Origin of the sequence: Clostridium sp. 'deep sea' (assembly GCF_014931565.1) — a bacterium.
Lineage (GTDB): Bacteria > Bacillota > UBA994 > PWPR01 > PWPR01.
Map to the genome: position 1 here is coordinate 2230300 of NZ_CP063353.1, position 21012 is coordinate 2251311.

The following is a 21012-nucleotide window of genomic DNA, read 5'->3' on the forward strand; positions in this document are numbered from 1 at the left end:
TACTTATTTTCCTAGTTTTGCTATTTCGTTTTTAATAATTTTTTTATCTAATCTTTCAAATAATACCTGAAATTTACCTAAAAATATACCCTGTTTAAAGTCACTATACTGCCATTTAAGTTGTTCTATCTGCAAAAATGATTTTATTTTTTGAGCTGCAAATGGAATGAATGGCTCAAGTAAGTTAGCTAAGTTAGCTATAATTTGCACACATGTGTACAGAGTATTTTTACAATCATCTATATTGTTTTTAATTTGAATCCATGGCTGTTGCTCATCAAAATACTTGTTTGAGCTACGAACAAAATCAAATATTTTTTCGAGAGCTGTTTTAAATTCTCCAGCCTCAATTAATTTGCCTAGTTTATGGTATAGCTCTTTTGTTTGCTTTTTAATGTCTTCATTCATTGTTCCATTAGGAACCTTATTCTCAAATGATTTTTTAATAAATACTAAGTTTCTGTTAACAAAGTTACCAAATGCACCTAATAACTCGCTATTATTGCTATTATAAAACTCTCTCCAAGAGAAATCAGCATCTCTTTTTTCGGGCCCGTTAATAATTAAAAAATAGCGTATGGCATCTGGATTATAGTTATTTACTATATCGGGTAACCACACAGCCCAATTTTGGCTTGTAGAGATTTTTTTTCTCTCTAGGGTAAGATATTCACTAGAGATAATTTTATTTGGCAAATGAAGACCACCATAAGCTAATAAGAGCGCTGGCCATATTAATGAGTGAAAAGGAACATTATCTTTGCCATGTACATAATAAGCAATTATATTGTCACTAGTCCAAAAATCATGCCAATTTTCCCCTGTTTTTAAGGCCCATTCTTTGCTAGCTGTTAAATAACCACAAACAGCCTCCATCCAAACATAAATTCTTTTATTTTCGAAGCCTGGAACGGGGGTGAAAATTCCTAAATCTATATCTCTAGTTACAGCTCTGTCTTGCAAACCTTTAGCAAGATATCTTTTTGTGTATTTTAATGCATTTTCTCTCCAACCTTTAGCAGTATTTATTAGCTGATTTAGCTGTTTTTGAAAACTACTTAGTTTAAAGTACAAATGCTCTGTTTCTTTGACCACTGGCTCAGCACCACATAGTTTACACTTTTTATCATGTAACTCAACTGTATTTAACAGTGTTGTGCAATTATCACATTGGTCTCCTCTTGCAGCTCTGCCACAATGAGGACATTTACCCTCTACATAACGATCAGGCAAAAACTGCTTACAAGAATTACAATAACACTGCTTACTTTTTTTTGAGTAAAGATAATCGTTTTTCCAGATCTGTTTGAATATTTTTTGAACTTCTTGTTTGTGAAATTCATTATCTGTTCTACTAAAATTATCATAACTAAAACCCAACTTACTGAAACAAGCTAACATTTCATTGTGATATTTGTTAGTAATTTGTTGGGCGTTTATGCCCTCTAAACGTGCCTTGATAGCAATAGGAGTACCATGACAATCACTACCCGACACATAAAGCACCTTTTCTCCTTTTAAACGATAATAGCGGGCTAAGATATCGCCAGAAATTAAACCAGCTACATGCCCTATATGCAGTGAACCGTTGGCATAAGGCCAAGCTCCACCAATAAAAATAGACATATTAATTCCTCCTTATAGCTTAATAACCTAAAATTTTTGCCTAGTAAATAGACTTCATAATAAGCAAATTACTGTTTACTTTACTTTTATTTAAAAACAAAAAACACCTCCGCTCCTTTTTTCAGGAGACGAAGGTGATATCTCGTGGTACCACTCCTGTTTGTTTTCACTTCACAGTAAAAACCTTAATAAGTGCCTAGCAGCACTTTGGCTTATTAACGAAGCCAGCCCGTTGCAGCCTACTTTTTAAATTTCGGTGCACAGCTCCAAGACCATTTTCAGTAACCTTTGATTCACCTCTTCTCAGCAACGAGGCTCTCTGTGCAAACTTGTGTTACCTACTTTTCTTTTCATAGCTTTTTATTAGTATATATTTTATTTTGATTATTATAACAATATTTCTTATATTTTTTCAAGAATTACATATAGTTTAATTTAAATATTAGTAGTTAGCGTATTATTAAACTACCTGATTTAATAGTTGTTGTTCTTCATTAAAAGATGTTACATGTTTACAAGACAATAAATAGGTTACAAGTGCTTCACAATAATAGGCCAATGTAAAGCTAAAACTACCAATCATTCCTCCTAGCTGTGGTGCTAGTTTTACCAAAGTAAAGATTGTAGCTATAAGAACCGTAATATTAACTACTTTACAGATCGTTATTTTTTTAGACTGTCTCTTTTTAATTAAAACTCCCTGATACATTTCCACAATAAACATTGCTGGAGGTGCAAAAGCAAAAACTGCTAAAGATTTTAAAGCTAGTTTAGCTAAGCCTACTTCCACATTAAGAATATTGACATACATGAATTTTCCTAGTGGAGTAAAGGCTACCAAACCAACTAAAATAACCATTATTACAGATAATATATAAACAAATTTCTTTACAAATTTAAAGTCAGTTTGCTTTTTTACAAATACCAAAACCATTTGGCTTGCACTATAACTAACTGCTAAAAAAATCCATGCTATTGTACGGGCTAAAAAGTATGATGATAAAGATAGCTCAGGATTTGTAACTCTATTTAGGCCTGCACTAATACTAGTATCAACAAAACCATTTATCAGCTGGGCTATAACCAAGGGAAGCAAAAGTAGCCATATTTTTGAGGTACTATTCTCATCAACATTAGCTGTGTTAGCAGCATTGGCTTCTTTGAGCCACGGTCGACCCTTAATGAACCATACTAAACCTTCTATTCCAAAACCAATAACCAGGATTAAAGCCCCTATATAACTACCCCTTATTAAGTTTAGTGTTATTAAAATTTTAGTTAATATAAACATGCTTATTATTCTTATTATAGTACCTATTGTTAACCAAATTGTTTTGCGCCTTAGTGCAATAAAGCTTTGATGGGTTGCTCTAATTGCTCCTAAAATTGGCATGAAAATAAATACTTTAAATGCCTTTAGTACATCAGGAAAGGTTTCTGTACTAACCCCCATTAATGTTTTAAATACAAGTTTATTGAGAGGTGTATAAGCTATTAAAATCATTATTGCACTTACTAACATTGTTGCTTGAAGTGCTACATTTATACTATTTTTTGCAGATTTTCGACCTTGGGCAACAGCTGTTGTTACCTTACTAAGCACCCAAATTGGAGCCATAATCATCATAGAGACACTCATTGCTACGGAATACGCAGATAGTGCTATTGCTGTGTTAGGTGTTTGCCCTAAGGCATAGTTAATTATATTATGCGAAGCTTTCATAATCATTGACATAGCTGCCATAGGCATAAAAAATATAATTAAGTCTTTCATTTTGAGTTCTTTGTACATTTATATAATTCTCCTCACTCAATGCCTCTTCATAATAGCACAGAATTATTTCGAGTACAAAAGGGATTTACAGTAAAATACTATAATTATAAAATACTTAATTATATTCTTTTATAGAGAATAAAAAAATCACATTCTCTACTTATGAATGTGATTGATAGTATTAGACAGTTGTTTAGTATAAGTTTATGCTTTTAATCTTTAAGTATTTTTTCGACAATAAAAAGGCTGTAACTGCCTCAGCAATATAACTACATGCAATGCTAATACCACCTATAGAGCTACCTAGATTAGGAAAAAGAACCACTAAAGTTGTTAAAACTACAGCTAAAGAGGTTAAATTAACTATTTTACATATGGTAATGCCTGTTGAACTACGCTCTTTTAGCATTAGTCCTTGATAAAACTCAGATACAAATAGGGCAAACGGTATAATTACAAAATACTTTAATACCTTAGCAGCCTGAGCTGTTATTTCAGCATTAATGTTTAACATGTTTGTTAACACCCAACTACCTAAAGGTGTAAAAGATAAAATGGCCAATAAAACTACCATAGTTATGGCAATTTTATAAACAAATTTTTTTACTACCTTATATGAATTTTGATCTTTAACATATACAATTACTAGTTGGTGTACCCTAAAGCCCATGCCAATAAATATCCATGCTAATGTATGTGCTACAAAATACGATGAGATAGCAATTGTTGGATTTAATGCTCTAGATAGTCCAGCACTTATTACAGAGTTAATACTTGAAATTATTAACTGGGCAAATATTAGTGGATAAAAAATTCTCCATATATTTTTAGTTGATAAAACCTGTTGATTAGTTTCACTCTCTTCCGGTGCTTCTTTTAGCCATGGTCTTCCTTTAAAAAAGGCAACTATTGCTTCTATAGCAAACCCTGTAAGCAAAATTATTGAGCCTATTTTACCACCAGTTAAGAATTTAGTTTTACTAATTAGATAAGCTAAACCTAACATTATAACAACTCGGGCCATAGTGCCAACTGTTAGCCATATTGTTTTTTTACGTAATGCTACAAAAGATTGATGAGTTATTCTTAGTACAAGAATAACTGGCATTAGCATTAGTGTTTTAAAAACCTGAAGGGTTTCGGTTAATATATTTTCTTTAATACCTATTAAATCTATAAATATAAATCTATTTAGCGAGGTATAAGAAATAAATAACATAACAGCAATTACTAATGCCCCACCTTTAACAGCAACTTTTAGTAAGTTTTTAGCAGATTTTTTATAACGGGCTGAAGCTGTTGTAAGTTTCATTAAAGCCCAACAGGGAGCTTGAACAATACCGGCCACCCCTCTACCTACCGAAAATGCAGATAAGGCAATAGCTGGAGCCAAGGTTTGTGCTAAAGCTGAGCTTATAACATTTTGGGATAATACTAAAAGCATAGTCATGGCAACAATAGGCAAGAAAAACTTAACTAGTTCTCTTTCTGTAAGACGGTTTTCATCTTTAAGCATTTACTCTCCTCTTTTCTCTACCTAAAACCAACGTATCCTATTGTAACACAAATACCAATCCCCCAAAGGGGGATTGGTATTTGTCTAAAAAAAGACTGTTGATACAATTCACAAAGTGATTTTTATCAACAGTCAAGTACTTAGCTTGCAATATTTGTAAGATATTAATTTATTGAGGTTAATAATATTATTTAGCTTTATACTAACGGAGAATAGCTATAGCGATTAGCTAAATATCAGGGAATCTATCTTACAAACATGCAATATTAAAATTTTAAATGTAACATAATTTATTCTTTATAGATTATGCCAAAACCATTAAGACCTAAGTGAGTACCTACAGTAGCACCAACTAAAGAGACGATTATTTCTTTTGGGTTTAACTCTTTTTTTACTATATTTAGCTTTTCATTTAATTCTTCATTGTTATCTACACAACTATGCACAACACCAATAGTTTGATTTTCTATATTAAAAGCATCATTCTTTGCTGTGTTTAACATAGTAGCAAATGCCTTCTTTTTTCCTCTAGCCTTTGTATAAATATCCATATATCCGTCTTTTTTATTACCAACAATTAAAATAGGCTTAATCTGTAATAAGCCTCCTAACAACGCTCCTAAATGGCTGATTCTGCCACCTTTTTTAAGGTTTTCAAGTGTATCTGGTATTATCAAACAAGTATATTTTTTTTGCAACTCTACTACTACTGATTGAATATGCTCTAAGCTTTTTTTACTTTTTATACACTTTATTATTTCTATAGCCATAAATCCTTCTACCAAAGAAACTGCTTTAGAATCTATTAAAATTATTCTATGTTGATCTTTTTCAGCTACCATTTGCTTTGCTAACATTGCGGAGTTATAGGTTCCACTTAAAGCTGAAGCTAAGTGAAATGATACTACGGTTTTATATTGCTTTAATAACTGCTCATAAACTGTGTAAAACTGCTCCGGAGATGGCTGAGATGTAACTGGTAATTTTTTTTCTTGACTCATTTTTTTATAAAATTGCTCAGTCGTTATATCTATTCCATCCTGAATAGTGCTGCCACTTTTAAATGTAATGTTAAGTGGAATAACTCTTACAAAGTCATGTTGAACATATTCTGTAGGTAAATCAACACAACTATCTAGTACTAAAGCCATTGATTTTTTTACCAAAATAATCTCCTTCCAAATAAATACTTTGATATTCAAATAGTTTTAAATTCAAACTTAATATACATCATCTCTTTAAAATATGCAAGAAAAATGTTACAACTCTTAATATTTGACACACTATTAATTCCGTTAGTTACATAATGCTCTATTTTACAAGTTAATATACTATTCTTTTTGACACAGAAGTGCCACATTAAAGCATTAGGATAGTATTACGAACTTATAAAGGAGAATGAACTTATGAAACTTACAAAATTAACAGTTTTAGTTGCAGTATTGTGTTTATTGGTAGCTGGCAGTGCTTTAGCATGGGGAGGTCCAGGAGGGAACTCTCAACAGCTAGCTGCTGGAAACACTTACAGAAATCCTCAAGCAAATGTAGTTGCTGAGTTAACAGGTAAAACTGTAGATGAAGTCCGTGAATTATGCAGTGAATTACAGGACGAGGGTAAAACTATTGTTGACTATTTAAAAGAACAGAATTTATATGAAGAATTTAAAACTGAAACCTTTAGTAATTTTGAAGAAAAATTTAGTAACGCTGTAGAGAATGGTAATATAACTCAAGAAAGAGCTGACGAGTTATTAAATCAGGTTAAAGACAAAATAGATAATGGAACATTCTGTAATGGTACTAAATCAGGCTTAAATCTCAAAACAAGAGCTGGCAAAGGAATGGGAAATAGAGGAAGAGGAAGACGCTGTAATTAGTTAATATAGTAAAAGGGCTTACGTTTAGTTTACGTAAGCCTTTTTATTATAGCAATAAAATATTTTACCTCGTTATTTTACATTTTAATTACAAACAAGTTTTGACACAGTTTTGACACATAGCTTAGCTACTTTAAAGATACTATAAACTTAGGAGGGATACCCTATATAATAATTATTTACAATTATACTGTCACAGTTCTGCCATATAAATAGCATAAAATAAAATTATTATAGATGAAAGGAATAAATATTAATGAAAATTCTAAAAACTTTAGCAATAGCAGGTGTAGCTACAATGTTAGTTGCAGGTAGTGCATTTGCCTATAATGGAAACTCTGAAAACAATAATAATGCAAAAATAGATCGTATGAAGGTTATGTCGGTTAGTAAGTTTAGTAATATGGCTTCTAAATATAAATCTTTAGCAATGAATAGCCTAGAAGTAGTTGCTGAGGTTACTGGTAAATCTGTAGAGGAAGTTAAAGAATTATGTGCAAGCCTAAAAGAAGATGGTAAAACATTAGTTACTTATTTAGAAGAGCAAAACCTCCTTGAAGATGTTAAAGCCAAATTAATTAGCAATGCTGAAGAACGTCTTAACAAACTAGTAGAAGAAGGCCGTATAAACGAAGACCAGCTATCAGAAAAGTTAGCTAGTATTACTACTAAAATTAACGATGAGGAATTTAAGCTATTTGGCGGAATAAAATCTTCTGGCTTTATAAATATGAAAGATAATATTTTAGAGCTAACTGGATTAAGCAAAGAAGAATTGGTGCAGGTATGCAAAGATCTGAAAGCAGAAGGCAAAACTTTAGTTGATTATTTAAAAGACCAAGGCCTTTATGAAGAGTGGAAAGCTAATTTAATTAGTGAGTATGAAAACAAATTAGATTTAGCTGTGGAAAATGAGCGAATTACAGCAGAACGTGCTGCTGAGTTAAAAGAAAAACTAGAACAGCGTATTGAAGATGGCAAGGCACTTAATTTAGGTGTTCATAGAGGCAACTTTAAGCTTAATAAAAAAGATAACAGCTTTAATGCCAGTAAAAATATTTTAGATATAACTGGGTTAGACAAAGAAGAGTTAAAAGATTTATGCGCTGAGCTAAAAGAAGAAGGCAAAACTATAGTTGATTATTTAAAAGACCAAGGTTTATTTGACGAGTGGCAGCAAATCACTGTTGAAAGTTTTACTGAGCGAATACAAAAAGCTGTTGATGCAGGTAAAATAACTTCAGAAAAAGCTGATGAAATGATTAGTAATTTTGAAGATAAACTTGAAAATTCAAAATCTGGCCTACGTGGTTTTAATAAAGGACATTTTGCTGCCAAAAAAACAGCTAAAAAACAAGGTAAAACTTTATAACTTAAAGTAGTTACCTCTATGATAATAATTTAAAACTAAGTAGAAAATTATCCCTATTATTTGAGCATAGCCTAATAAAGGCTATGCTCACTTTTTTCATTAACTATGTAATAGTATAATAAACATATGTAATAATTATAGGAGGCAAACCATGCATAACATAAAAATTTTAATTGTTGAAGATGAAATAAACTTACAACAGCTTACAAAAAAGTATCTCGTACGTGAACGTTATCAAGTATTTACTGCAAGTAATGGTTATGATGCCTTAAAAATTTTTGAAAATAACGAAATAGATTTAGTGGTTTTAGATTTAATGTTACCTGATATAAGTGGTTATAAAATTGGTACTCGCATTAGAAGTTACAGTGAGGTTCCTATAATTATGTTAACAGCTCGGTCAGAAGAAGAAGATAAACTGGCTGGTTTTGATAGTGGAGCAGACGACTATATGACCAAACCTTTTAGTCCTAGAGAGTTACTTGCCCGTATTAAAGTCCTTTTAAAAAGAAGTAAAAAGCTTTTAGCTAGCTCAAAATATATGTATGGTAATTTTACTTTGAATACAGAGAATAATTGTGTATTTGTTAACGACAAAGTAGTTGACTTAACTCCCGGAGAACTACAACTAGTATATTACCTAGTTCTTAACAAAAATATGACTTTAACTCGAGAACAAATTCTTGATAGAATATGGGGATTTGATTATGATGGAGATATCAGAACGGTTGATACCAGAATTAAAAGGTTAAGAAAAAAGCTTGTAGATGCAGATGTAGCTATAGAAACCGTAAGAGGTATTGGTTACAGGTTGGAGGAGATTTCTTAATGTTAAAAAGCTCTTTGTCTCGGCGAGTATTCTTTACTGTTTTATTGGCACTAACTATTATTTTATTGATTAGCAGGATTGGCATACATTACTTTGCAGACGAATTTTATTATAAAATTAAAGAGCAAAAGATGAAAGAAACCTCTATGGAGGTTGTGGAGTTTATAAATGACACTGCTAATGTAAACCTTATTAATAAATATATTTATAGAAAAGCAAATGTATTAGGGGGCACTATTTTAGTTGCAGATAAAAGTGGCAATACTTTGTACAGTAATTTAAATATATCTGCTACCATGAGACACGGTGGTAATAATCAGGCAATGTTAAAACGATTTAATTCAGCTTTAGCAAAATCTCTTTATTACACAAAAAGTAGTGATGACTCAGAGTGGGTGGCATATAAGTTGGAAACAGATAACCTCGTTGTGTTATCTAGAATATCTGTTCCATCTATTGATGACTCCTTAAAAGCTATTAGCACTATCTTTAATTATATAACTTTAATTGCATTTTTTATTGCTATAGGTGCATCATTTTTAGTGGCAAAAAATATTTCAAGACCTTTATTAGAACTAAATTCGGTTGCAAAGGATTTAAGTGAGCTAAACTTTAGCAGCAGATCAAAAATAAAAAGAAAAGATGAAATTGGTCAATTAGGTAATACTATAAATAATATGGCTCAACGTTTACAAACAACTATTAGTAGACTAAAACAAGAGTTGGTTAAAGAAAGAGATAGTGAAAAAGTAAGAAGAGCATTTGTGGCTCGTGCCTCTCATGAACTTCGTACTCCCCTAGCAGTAATCAGTGGTTATACAGAGGCTTTACAAGATAATATTGCCGAAAACGATATTGAAAAACAGCGCTACTACAATATTATTAAAAATGAATCTATTAAACTAAATAGCTTAGTTCAAGATATGTTAGAGCTAACACGTTTAGAGAATCCAGAATTTTCTATTAATAAAGAGGATTTTGACATTGTTAAACTCATTAACAGCTTAATAGAAAAACAACTTAAGATAAATAAAGATATTAGTATTACTACCAGTAATCTAAATAATAGCTTTGTTATTAATGGTGACGCAAGAAGAATAGAACAGGCAATTAGTAACATTTTTAGAAATGCCTTAAGGCATACTGAACAACAGGGTTCTATAAACATTAGTGCTGAACAAAGTGGAAATAGTATAACAATAAATATCGAAAATAGTGGATCTTACATTGATGAAGAAAGCTTACCTCATATATGGGACAGTTTTTATACCACAGATAAAGGTGAGGCTACCTCAGATGGCACTGGACTAGGTTTGTCTATTGTGAAGAATATATTTTTAAAACATAATTGTTTATTTGGCGCTGAAAATACTACTAGTGGTGTGAAGTTTTGGTTTACGATATCAAAAAATAATTAAGGAGAGTTTATTTTATGTGTGGAAGATATACTTTAATTACAGATATTGTTGATATATTAACACATTTTGGGATTGATTTATATGAAGATCGCGGTCATAATCCTCAATATAATGTTGCCCCTACTAAACTTATGCCAATAATAAATCAGCACAAAAAGCTAAATATGCTTAAATGGGGTTGTGAATATAAAAAACATTATGTTATTAATGTAAGAAATGAAGGTGGCTTTAGAAAGCTTAAAACATGGCAACGTTGTTTAATACCTGCAGACGGTTATTATGAATGGCGAAAAGAAAAAGGTATTAAACAGCCCTATTATTTTAAAACTAATACAGCCTGGTTTATGTTTGCAGGCCTATATCAACTAGGTGAAAACGCTGGTTTTACTATTCTTACAAGTAAAGCCAATGAACAAGTTAAACCTTATCACTCACGTATGCCTATTATTTTAACTAGTGACAATCAATTTAATGATTTTTTACAAAATAATATTACGCCCGTATTATACCCAAATCTCAAAATAATTGAGGTTAATAAAGCGGTTAATAATGTTAGAAATAACTCCCCAACTTGCATTGAGCCCCAAACTAAAAAACAAATGAGCTTAAATTTATTTAATTCTTTAATGAACTAAAGATTGTTTGTGTTAAACCACTTTGGCTATATAGCTGATTACTATGTAACACTAAGAGTGGTATTTTTGTTTTAGAAAATAATTTTGCTATTTGCTTTTTTTGTTTATCACTCACAAAAACTTCATATATATTAATAACCAATAAAACTTTTTCTGTTTTAGAATCTCTTATTACATAGTCTATATTAACATTAAATATTTCACTAAAATTAGGGTCTTTGTGGTTATAAACTAAGAGGCTATTGAGCTGCTCTTTTATATTTATTTTATATGCTCTTGTTTTTAATATACTAGAAAGGTAATAATTAAATCTGTCATTGCAGCTGGCTGCTATAGTTTTATCTGGCTCTTGCTTTGGGTTATGAGCTTCATTTTGATTATTATGTTTGGGTTGACTTATTTCTATTGATACGGGACTTGTCTTTTTACTAGTAATAAGCTTTGGAAAAAAATTAACTAAGGCTAAAGCTATAGGCACTACAACTAAAGGTAAGCCAATTATTAAACTAATTCTTTGACTAATAATTGCTATAAAAACTATGACTGCACCTACTAACATAATAGTAGATAAAATTGCTTTCATTACTTTTTGCATTACATCATTCCTTTAATTTACCTCTTGATTACATATAAATATCGTCTTCATCGTAAACTGCAGGCTTTTCTATTTGAATACCTTTGTCTCTAGCTGCAATATAGTAACCACGTACATTGGCCATTAAAGGCTCGTTAAGGACTTGAAAATCTAAATCAGTAATATTTTGGATAAGATATTTTTGTAAGGACAAGGCCCCTCCACCTACAAAATATACTTTATTAATTTGGTTCTTTTTTATATCATTTATTCTTAGGGTTTTAAATAGTTTGCTAGTAATATTTATAGTAAACTCTTGCAGATACTCATCTACTATTTGGTTTATGTCTACAACATCACCTTGTCGGGTTCTAATTACCCCTTTACTCTTCCTTATGGCTATACCTACCTGTTGCCTATTAACATCAATATTATAGTCTTTTAGCAATGATTCTGCGATTAAATTCATTGGTTCAGCAACCCCTGAATCAAAGCCAAAGCTATCTTCAAAATCTCCATCATATAAAACTGCTACATCAGTAGTAAATCCACCAATATCTACAATTACGTTTAAAGAGTTTTTTATTTCGGAATAGGCAAAGTCGTTTTGTTTGCCAGTATCGGTGGTTATGTAGTTTAGAGCGGCTGCCGAGCTTTCGGGCATTACTACTATATCTTTAATATGAATTTTTGTTTGAGCATTGTTGAAAATTGGGTTGTGAAACTTAATAGTATGCTCACCAACTAATCTGTTATATAAAAGTGTACGGTGCTCTTCACGCTGCCAAAACTCCTCAGCAGACAAGCCTGTTCCTAGTATAATATTATGACTACTTTGGGGGTTATTGGGGTTATATAAGCAATAGGCGATTGCTGTTAGTATTGAATGAATAAGGTATGGATAATCGGCTTTATTACCCCCCTCTTCTCTATTTAATAAACGGCTATGACTATATTTAAATGCCATTCCTCCCACAAACCATCTACCTAAGTTCTTTCCTTTACTTACAATGTCAACATCAAGCAAATTTATTGGGTGAGCCTTATCTGCTGTAAGTTTTCGGCGATTTCTTCCAGCGGCTATTAAATTAGCAATACCTATTTCATGATTTGTAGTTTTTACCTTAAGTATTTCATTACCATAATCTACACCTATTGGTATCGAGTTGGTTTCTGTAATGAGGTTATTAAGGTCAACATTGTTTATTACTTTGTTATGTAGTTTGCTGTTCATTGAACACTCCACTCCTTAAACTCTAAAGTAATTTCTGGTAAATCATAATCATTAAGTATAGGGGTTAATTAACAAGTTAAATAACCCCATCGCTACTTAACTATTTAATCTTCGTCGGCTAAAAACAGTGATTCAATAGCATCTCTGTTTAGACCTGCACTTAAAGCTAATATTGCTCTAATACGAGCCTTTTGGCCATTAAATTTATTGGCAAAAATTGCACCCGCCTGTTTTAAGTGCCACGCTGCACCTTCATATCCGTAACTATCTAAAACTCTGCCCTCAAAACAACGTGAACAAATTATCACAACTATTCCCTGGGAAATAGCTCTTATAGCTGCCTCAGCCATTTTTGGTGGCAGATTTCCTCTACCCATAGCCTCTATTACTATGCCATGATATTTTTTACTAATGCAAAAGTCTATTAAATCCCCAGTCATACCCACCCCAGATTTTATTAATGAAACCTTAACTGTTATGGCCTGTGGTTTAACTACAGGCAAGCGAGAGATATTTCGATAGTATATTATTTTATCTGTATCTACTAAGCCTATTGGTCCTAGCCCCGGGCTTTTAAATGTATTAAGCTTATTTGTATGGGTTTTAGTAACATCTCTAGCTGCATGTATTTCATTAGCCATTACTAATACTACACCTTTACCACAAGACTTTTTGTTTATGGCAACTCTTAAAGCATCGTGTAAATTATGGTGACCATCATAAGCCATTTCAGAGCTATTTTTCATTGCTCCTATAATTACTATAGGCTTTGGCCCATCATAAATGCCATCTAAAAAACTGGCTGTTTCTTCAAGAGAATCGGTGCCGTGGGTAACTATTACTCCAGTTATATCTTTTTGCTGCGTATATTTGTAAATTATTTTATACAGTTTTAGCATTAAATTTGGTGTCATATGAGGCCCTGGAAACATTCCAAAGTTATATACTTCAACATCTGTTAAGTCTTCTGCATTTGATACACCTTTTAAGATGTCCTGACCTTTAAGTGCTGGTACAGCTGCCCCCATTTTATTATCAATTTTCATTGATATTGTTCCACCTGTAAATATTATTGCAACCTTTGGCATATAAGCACCTCATTCTATTAAATGATTCATAATTATTTTAACATATTTGTATTACTTAATATCTGTAATATTATTAAGTTATTTATCATTTAATGCCACTTATTTTATTGTTTTATGAAAATTACTGCTTTTAATATCAGCTACATAATGATTTTTGATTTATGTTATGATATATTTAATATTAATTTAAACTATAAATGTGTTAAAATCAATGTTTATATATGGCTTATTAAGTAATAGCAATAATTATATAATGTTATGGTACATGTTGTATTTATAAGGAATTATTATATGGAGTTATTATATGGAGTTATTTATGTATGTATTTATTTTTATTTTAGGTTTAATTTTTGGTTCTTTTTTTAATGTATGTATTTATAGAATTCCCTTAAACGAAGATATTTTTATTTCTCGCTCAAAATGCTTTAGCTGTGGCAAAAGTCTTGGTGCTTTAGATATGGTGCCAGTATTAAGCTATATTTTTTTAGGTGGTAAATGTAGGTATTGTAAAAGTAAAATAAGCCTAAGGTATCCTTTAATAGAGCTTTTAACAGCAGTACTGTTTTGTATTACCTACTATAGAACAGGTTTAAACATAAATTTAGTTGTGCACCTTTTACTTGTTTCTTTGTTAATAATAATAGCTTTTATTGATTTAGACCACCTAATAATACCCCATTCTTTAACTATTACTGGTATGTTTATTGCTTTAGGCTGGCAGCTTTATAGTAGTAGTTTATCTTGGACCTCTATTACCTTAGGTTTTATTATTGGCTTTGGCGTTCCTGGAATAATTGCTTTATTTGGTGGCATGGGTGGTGGAGACGTTATGTTAGGGGGCATGTTTGGTCTCTTTTTGGGGTTTAAGTACACCTTAACACTTTTAATGATATCTTTTATTATCGGTGGAATTTATAGCATATTTATGTTAGCTACTAAAAAGAAAAAGGGCAAAGAGATGGTAGCCTTTGGTCCGTTTTTGGTTATTGCTGGTTTAATAGTATTATGGTATGGAGCTGAAATTTTAACTTGGTATGGAGTTAGTTTATAGAAACTCATTTTTCTATAATGGATTATGAATTAATTGTTTTTTAAATTTTTGTTGTAAATACTTGATTTATTAAGCATACTATATTATAATACTGTAAATATTTATTACACAGATAGGAAGAGTAAGTTTGCTTAATCGATAAAGAGAGCTGGCGATGGTGAAAAACCAGTACGATTGGTATCCTGAAAAACATCCTGGAGTTGTCAGAAGAAATCTTTTTTGGAGAGTAGAACTGACCGGTAACACACCGTTATTTGTGTCACGGCATGTTAGTGCTGGTAGAGTGGTCTTTATAAGACAATTTGGGTGGTACCGCGGAAAGTAATCTTTCGTCCCTTTTAGATTAGGGATTGAGGGATTTTTTATATTTTAAAGGAGGTTTTACTATGCAAGACTTTACTCTAATTAAACAATTATTTAGAAACTCAGAATCGTTTAGTGACAAAGAAATTATTGTAACAGGTTGGGTAAGAAGTAATAGGGCTTCTAACAAATTTGGATTTTTAGCTATTAATGATGGAAGTTTTTTTAACGCCTTACAAGTTGTTTATGAGGAAGAACTAAGCAATTTTAAAGATGCCTGTAAATTTAACATTGGTACTGCTTTAATAATTAAAGGCAAATTAGTTTTAACTCCTAATGCCAAACAGCCTTTTGAACTAAAGGCCAGTGAAATTATAGTTGAAGGTGAGTCTACTCCCGATTTTCCGCTACAAAAAAAGCGCCATAGTTTTGAGTATTTAAGATCTATTGCTCATTTAAGACCCAGAACAAATACCTTTGCTGCAGTAAACAGGGTACGCTCCGAGGCGGCCTTTGCTCTTCATAAGTTTTTTAATGATAGAGGCTTTGTATATGTTCATACCCCTATTATTACAGGTAGTGACTGTGAGGGTGCTGGTGAAATGTTTAGGGTTACAACTTTAAACCTAAGTGATATACCCAAAGATGAACAAGGCAAAGTGGATTATAATAAAGACTTTTTTGGTAAAGAAACATTTTTAACTGTTAGTGGACAATTAAATGTTGAAGGCTTTGCTCAGTCTTTAAGAAACGTATATACCTTTGGTCCTACTTTTAGATCTGAGAACTCAAATACCTCACGTCATGCCTCTGAGTTTTGGATGATTGAGCCCGAAATGGCTTTTGCAGATATCAATGATAATATGCGTGTTGGTGAAGCCATGATGAAGTCTTTAATTACCGATATTATAAATAAATGTCCTGAAGAAATGCAGTTTTTTAATAAGTTTGTTGATAAGGGGTTATTAAGTAGACTAGAGAATATTGTTAATTCAGATTTTGCTTGCATAACCTACACAGAGGCAATTGAGCTGTTAGAAAAGGCCCCTGTTAAGTTTGAGTTTCCTGTTAAATGGGGTATTGATTTACAGTCTGAACATGAGCGTTATATTACTGAAAAGGTGTTTAAAAAGCCTGTTTATGTAATTAATTATCCCAAAGAGATTAAGGCCTTTTATATGCGTTTAAATGACGATAATAAAACCGTTGGTGCTATGGACTTGTTGGTACCAGGAATTGGTGAAATTATTGGTGGTAGTGAGCGTGAAAACAGATACGATGTATTGTTAAGACGTATTAAAGAAATGGATTTAAACGAAGAAGATTATTCATTCTATTTAGATTTACGTAAATATGGTTCTACACGTCACTCTGGTTACGGATTAGGATTTGAGAGAGCTATTATGTATTTAACTGGTATGTCTAATATTAGAGACGTTTTGCCATACCCACGCACCCCCAGAAACGCTCAATTTTAGGCTATGCAGGTATACGACTTAAGCCACACTTTAAGTTCAACAATGCCCTATTATCCTGGCACTAGTAAACCAGTTTTTAATAAACTATTTAACTATGAAGATAACGGTATCAACTATACTCAGTTTGAGTTTACTTGTCATACCGGTACCCATATTGACTGCCCAGCGCATCTTACTGATAAACAGCTTTATACCCACAATGTTGCTTTAACAAACTTTTGTGGTAAAGCAACAGTAGTTGACTGTACTAAATATACTTTTAACAATGAAATACAGTTAGCAGTATTAAAAGATGTAGCTATAGCTGATTATGATTATGTTTTATTTTACACTGGTTTTGACAAAAATTGGGGTAAAGAATGTTATTTCAGTGAGTTTTCAGTATTTAGTGCTGACTTAGCTAATTATATTGCTGACTCTAAACTAAAAGGCATAGGTGTTGACCTTGTTTCTATTGACCCAGTTAAAAACACTAACTATAGAAATCATAAAAAAGTTCTAGGTAGTAACAAGATTATTGTAGAAAACCTAACAAACTTAGAACAATTAATAAATAAGTGTTTTGAATTTTATGCTTTACCGCTAAAAATTAAAAATGGTGATGGTTCTCCAGTGAGGGCAATAGCTGTTATTAATAGTTAAGTAAAGCTCTTTATAGTTAGTTATATGGTAAAAAGCATTAAATTATAGGAAATTTGCTCTACAATTTAATGCTTTTTTTTATTATTAGTCACTAAATTTAAAACGAATAATATAATAAAATATGCTGTTATTATTAGTTTATTATGTTTTTAGTGTTTATTAATATTATAATATTTTTGATAGCTTTTATGACAAAATGTTTATTATTTTAAGACTAGCTTGTCACCTTTGTCCAGATATGTACATACCATATAATGAATGAGGGGGAGGTGAAGAGTTGACTACTTCATTTACAACAGGACCTATTTATGTTGACCCACCAGTTCGTGTTGGAGAATTTGCCTTTGGATTATTAATTTCCTTATTTATGGGAGAGCCAAGCGTAACAATAGAATCTATAGAGCTTTATGGTGCGCCAAATTCAGGATTTAATACCCCAGAAACCTGAACTAGGATTTTATTAGTAGATAAAATGGAACTCGAAAATGATAAGATGATTAATATTGTAGAAGAGGTTCGTAGCGGTTTTCCATACTACCAGTGGGTAATTAACTACCAAACTGAAGTTCAAGTTAACGGAGTAACTCACTCTTTATATTTATTAAATAAAAATTATCAATCTATAAGTAATGCTCCATTAATAGCTAATGGAGCTTGGACCTTAATTCCAACGCTGGTCTAAAATTATTCTGTAAAAATGGCAAATCCGTTTCATTCATGAAACGGATTTTTATTTTATAGCAGGATTCATACAGTAAAATGTCTAATTTTATACAAAATCGAAAGGAGTTAAGCTATGCAAAAGAAAATCGAACAAATCTTAAATTTTTTGAAATCAAAAAATGTTGACTATGCGGATATACGAGTTCAAGAAGTAGTTACCGAAGATATTGCCACTGAAAACCTAAATGTTTTAACATTGCAAACTGACCGCTCTAAAGGATATGGTATAAGGGTATTTTTAAACGGAGCTTTGGGATTTGCTGGCTCTCAGGAATTTGACAAAATGGAGCAGGTTGCTTTACAAGCTATTGAAATTGCCAAAGCAAGTGCTATAGCTCAAAAAGAGCCTTTAAAACTGGATAAAAAACCAGTTGTTGTTGATGAATACAATACACCTTTTAAAATTGATCCATTTTCAATTTCTAAAAAGAAAAAAATAGATTTACTTTTAAATGCTGAAAAAGCCATGCAAGACAATGCTAAGTTGTTTAAAACTAAGGGATTTTTAGGATTTAGAAAAGAGAGTAAAATTTTTGCTGACACCGATGGATCATACATAACTCAAAATTTACTTGAGTCGGGTGGTGGAATTGAGGCTGCAGCTGCTGATGGTAAAGATATGCAAATGAGAAGTTATCCTAATTCATTTAGAGGTAACTTTAGCACCGCTGGTTATGAATATGTTGAATCGTTACAATTAGTAGAAACAGCACCTAAAATCGCTAAAGAAGCCGAGGCATTGTTAATTGCTGAGGAGTGCCCTAGTGGTATTTATGATTTAGTTATTGATGGTACCCAACTCTACCTTCAAATTCATGAAAGTATTGGTCACCCAATTGAGCTAGATAGAGTTTTGGGTTATGAGGCTGGTTATGCTGGTACAAGCTTTTTAGATCCTAGTATGATTGATAATTTAAAATACGGCTCTGAACATGTAAACGTAGTGGCAGATGCTACAGTTCCAGGTGGTTTAGGTACATTTGGTTATGATGATGAGGGCATAAAAGCTCAATGTACCCCTATTATTACCAAGGGTATTTTTAAGGGATTTTTATCTTCTCGTGATACAGCCCCTGTTATCAATCAGGTTTCTAATGGCACCTCTCGTGCCTCAAGCTGGGGTCGTATTCCTATTGTAAGAATGACAAATATAAATCTATTACCAGGAGATAAAACTTTAGACGAGTTGTTTGCTGGAATCGAAAATGGTTTATACCTAAAAACTAATAAAAGTTGGAGTATTGACGACAGAAGACTTAATTTTCAGTTTGCAACTGAAATAGCTTTTGAAATTAAAAATGGCAAACTTACAGGTAAGATTTATAAAAATCCTATTTATACTGGTATTACACCAGAATTTTGGGGTTCTTGTGACGGTGTTGGCAATGAAGATTTATGGGTATTTTATGGCACACCTAACTGTGGTAAAGGTGAACCAGGTCAGGTTGCCCATGTGGGTCATGGTTGCTCTCCTGCAAGATTCCGTAAAGTAAAGGTAGGTGTTTCGGATGTTAAATAAACAAGAACTTTATAACATTATTGATTTTGTTGTTGAAAAATCAAAGGGTTATGATACCCGGGTGTTAATAAATAGTCAGGCTGAGAGTTTAATTAGATATGCAAACTCTATGATTCATCAAAATGTATTTGAGGATGTAACAAATGTATCTATTACAGTTATTGATGGCAAAAAAAGAAGTGAGCAATCTACAACAGACTATAGCCATGAGGGTTTAGAAAGTGCTGTTTCTGAGGCTATTGCAAATTTAGAGTTTTTACCAAACAGTGGTCAGCAACCCGCTCCTGTAACTGAGCCTGTTTTAATTGAAGAGGATAGCTACAATAAAAAATTGGCTGAATCTTATACTGTTTTTAGTAGAGCAAAAGAATTAAAAGAAGCTTTAGATACCTTACCAGAGACTTACTTAGCTTATGGTACTTATGTTTATAGTGATATGCAACTTGTTTATGGTAATAGCCAAGGTGTTAAACGTTTTGTAAGAGGTAATAAAATTAACTACACTATTTTAGTAGCCGATAAAAATGGTGGATCAAGCTTTATTGATGAATCTCATCAAAACCCAACCAACATTGATTTTAATAAAAGCTTTGCTAGGGTTTATGAAAAAGCTAAACTTAATGTTAATGCCAAACAAATTGAGCCAGGTGCATATACTGTAATACTAGAGCCAGCAGCAGTTGCAGACATTATTTCATATCTTTCATATACTAGCTTTACAGCTAAAAGTGTTCAAAATCAAATGAGCTTTTTAACTGGTAAACTAAATACAAAGGTATTTGATGAGCGTATTTCTATTATTGATGATTGGCAAAATGAAAATACTATGTCTATGCCATTTGACTTTGAAGGTTATCCCAGAAAAAAACTTAATATCATTGAGAATGGGGTAGCAAAAGACCTTAGCCATGATACTTTAAGTGCCCTTAATGAAGGTGCTGAAACAACTGGACACTCAGTTAATATGCCTTCTTACGGTGGTATAGCTATTAATATTGTTATGGCTGGTGGAGAAAAGTGTTTAGATGATATAATTAAGCAAAGCGATAAGGCAATTTTAGTTACTCGCTTTCACTATATGAATGTTGTTAATCCCAGAACTGCTCAATTAACTGGTTTAACGCGTGATGGTGTATTTGAAATTAAAAATGGTAAAATTGTTTCGGCTATTAAAAATATGCGCTTTACAGAAAGCATGTTAGATGCCTTTAATAATATTGCTGAAATTTCTAGTGATCGTAAAGGTGTTCCGGCTTTCTTTGGCAATATTTATGTTCCTGCACTTAAAATTAATAACTATCACTTTACTGGTAAAACTAATTAGGAGTATTAAATATGAAATTTAAGGCTACT

At 31.9% G+C, this 21012-nt stretch carries 19 protein-coding genes and 2 other annotated features; of the genes, 12 read left to right on the forward strand and 7 right to left on the reverse strand.

Going from position 1 to position 21012, the window contains the following annotated elements:
* Positions 1–3: 3 nt before the first annotated feature.
* From metG to IMX26_RS10390, 4 genes are all read right to left on the reverse strand, one after another.
* Positions 4–1626, reverse strand: a complete 1623-nt coding sequence (metG, locus tag IMX26_RS10375) for a methionine--tRNA ligase (protein WP_195158314.1) — start codon at positions 1624–1626, stop codon at positions 4–6.
* A 121-nt stretch (positions 1627–1747) separates the two neighbouring features.
* Positions 1748–1989, reverse strand: a binding site (T-box leader).
* Between the two features lie 97 nt (positions 1990–2086).
* Positions 2087–3418, reverse strand: coding sequence for a hypothetical protein (locus tag IMX26_RS10380; protein WP_195158315.1), 1332 nt, complete (start codon positions 3416–3418; stop codon positions 2087–2089).
* A gap of 175 nt (positions 3419–3593) precedes the next feature.
* Positions 3594–4916: a hypothetical protein gene (locus IMX26_RS10385; RefSeq protein ID WP_195158316.1), complete on the reverse strand. Its 1323-nt coding sequence runs from the start codon at positions 4914–4916 to the stop codon at positions 3594–3596.
* 290 nt (positions 4917–5206) lie between these two features.
* Positions 5207–6082, reverse strand: a complete 876-nt coding sequence (locus tag IMX26_RS10390; protein ID WP_195158317.1) for a DegV family protein — start codon at positions 6080–6082, stop codon at positions 5207–5209.
* Positions 6083–6322: 240 nt separating this feature from the next.
* Between IMX26_RS10390 and IMX26_RS10395 the strand changes: the two genes are divergently transcribed.
* The 5 genes from IMX26_RS10395 (at position 6323) to IMX26_RS10415 (ending at position 11047) form a co-directional block, all read left to right on the forward strand.
* A complete protein-coding gene (locus tag IMX26_RS10395; protein WP_195158318.1) occupies positions 6323–6793 on the forward strand; it encodes a hypothetical protein in 471 nt (156 codons plus the stop codon).
* Positions 6794–7049: 256 nt separating this feature from the next.
* Positions 7050–8165, forward strand: coding sequence for a DUF2680 domain-containing protein (locus IMX26_RS10400; protein WP_195158319.1), 1116 nt, complete (start codon positions 7050–7052; stop codon positions 8163–8165).
* 151 nt (positions 8166–8316) lie between these two features.
* The gene (locus IMX26_RS10405; protein ID WP_195158320.1) at positions 8317–8994 is read left to right on the forward strand and encodes a response regulator transcription factor; all 678 of its coding nucleotides are present in this window, start codon (positions 8317–8319) and stop codon (positions 8992–8994) included.
* Entirely contained in the window at positions 8994–10412 is a 1419-nt protein-coding gene (locus IMX26_RS10410; RefSeq protein WP_195158321.1) for a HAMP domain-containing sensor histidine kinase, read from the forward strand. Before IMX26_RS10405 ends, IMX26_RS10410 begins: the two co-directional genes overlap by 1 nt.
* 14 nt (positions 10413–10426) lie before the next feature.
* Positions 10427–11047: an SOS response-associated peptidase gene (locus tag IMX26_RS10415; protein WP_195158322.1), complete on the forward strand. Its 621-nt coding sequence runs from the start codon at positions 10427–10429 to the stop codon at positions 11045–11047.
* Here the strand turns inward: IMX26_RS10415 and IMX26_RS10420 are convergent.
* The 3 genes from IMX26_RS10420 to IMX26_RS10430 all read right to left on the reverse strand — a co-directional run bounded on the left by IMX26_RS10420 (position 11028) and on the right by IMX26_RS10430 (position 13943).
* A complete protein-coding gene (locus IMX26_RS10420; protein ID WP_195158323.1) occupies positions 11028–11642 on the reverse strand; it encodes a hypothetical protein in 615 nt (204 codons plus the stop codon). The genes IMX26_RS10415 and IMX26_RS10420 overlap by 20 nt on opposite strands.
* A gap of 28 nt (positions 11643–11670) precedes the next feature.
* Positions 11671–12855: a ParM/StbA family protein gene (locus tag IMX26_RS10425; RefSeq protein ID WP_195158324.1), complete on the reverse strand. Its 1185-nt coding sequence runs from the start codon at positions 12853–12855 to the stop codon at positions 11671–11673.
* Between the two features lie 104 nt (positions 12856–12959).
* Positions 12960–13943, reverse strand: coding sequence for an asparaginase (locus tag IMX26_RS10430; protein ID WP_195158325.1), 984 nt, complete (start codon positions 13941–13943; stop codon positions 12960–12962).
* 304 nt (positions 13944–14247) lie between these two features.
* Between IMX26_RS10430 and IMX26_RS10435 the strand changes: the two genes are divergently transcribed.
* The 7 genes from IMX26_RS10435 to IMX26_RS10465 all read left to right on the forward strand — a co-directional run bounded on the left by IMX26_RS10435 (position 14248) and on the right by IMX26_RS10465 (position 20983).
* Positions 14248–14994 (forward strand): A24 family peptidase, encoded by a 747-nt coding sequence (locus tag IMX26_RS10435; protein WP_195158326.1) that lies wholly within the window; start codon positions 14248–14250, stop codon positions 14992–14994.
* Between the two features lie 100 nt (positions 14995–15094).
* Positions 15095–15334: a binding site (T-box leader), on the forward strand.
* 46 nt (positions 15335–15380) lie between these two features.
* Entirely contained in the window at positions 15381–16775 is a 1395-nt protein-coding gene (gene asnS, locus IMX26_RS10440; RefSeq protein WP_195158327.1) for an asparagine--tRNA ligase, read from the forward strand.
* A 3-nt stretch (positions 16776–16778) separates the two neighbouring features.
* On the forward strand, positions 16779–17417 hold the full coding sequence (locus IMX26_RS10445; protein WP_279324854.1) for a cyclase family protein: 639 nt from the start codon (positions 16779–16781) through the stop codon (positions 17415–17417).
* Between the two features lie 277 nt (positions 17418–17694).
* Entirely contained in the window at positions 17695–17865 is a 171-nt protein-coding gene (locus IMX26_RS10450; protein WP_195158329.1) for a hypothetical protein, read from the forward strand.
* A gap of 45 nt (positions 17866–17910) precedes the next feature.
* On the forward strand, positions 17911–18099 hold the full coding sequence (locus IMX26_RS10455; RefSeq protein WP_207729276.1) for a hypothetical protein: 189 nt from the start codon (positions 17911–17913) through the stop codon (positions 18097–18099).
* A 114-nt stretch (positions 18100–18213) separates the two neighbouring features.
* Positions 18214–19659, forward strand: a complete 1446-nt coding sequence (locus IMX26_RS10460; RefSeq protein ID WP_195158331.1) for a TldD/PmbA family protein — start codon at positions 18214–18216, stop codon at positions 19657–19659.
* Complete coding sequence (locus IMX26_RS10465; RefSeq protein WP_195158332.1) at positions 19649–20983, forward strand: metallopeptidase TldD-related protein; 1335 nt, start codon at positions 19649–19651, stop codon at positions 20981–20983. The genes IMX26_RS10460 and IMX26_RS10465 overlap by 11 nt, the downstream gene beginning before the upstream one ends.
* Positions 20984–21012: the final 29 nt, after the last annotated feature.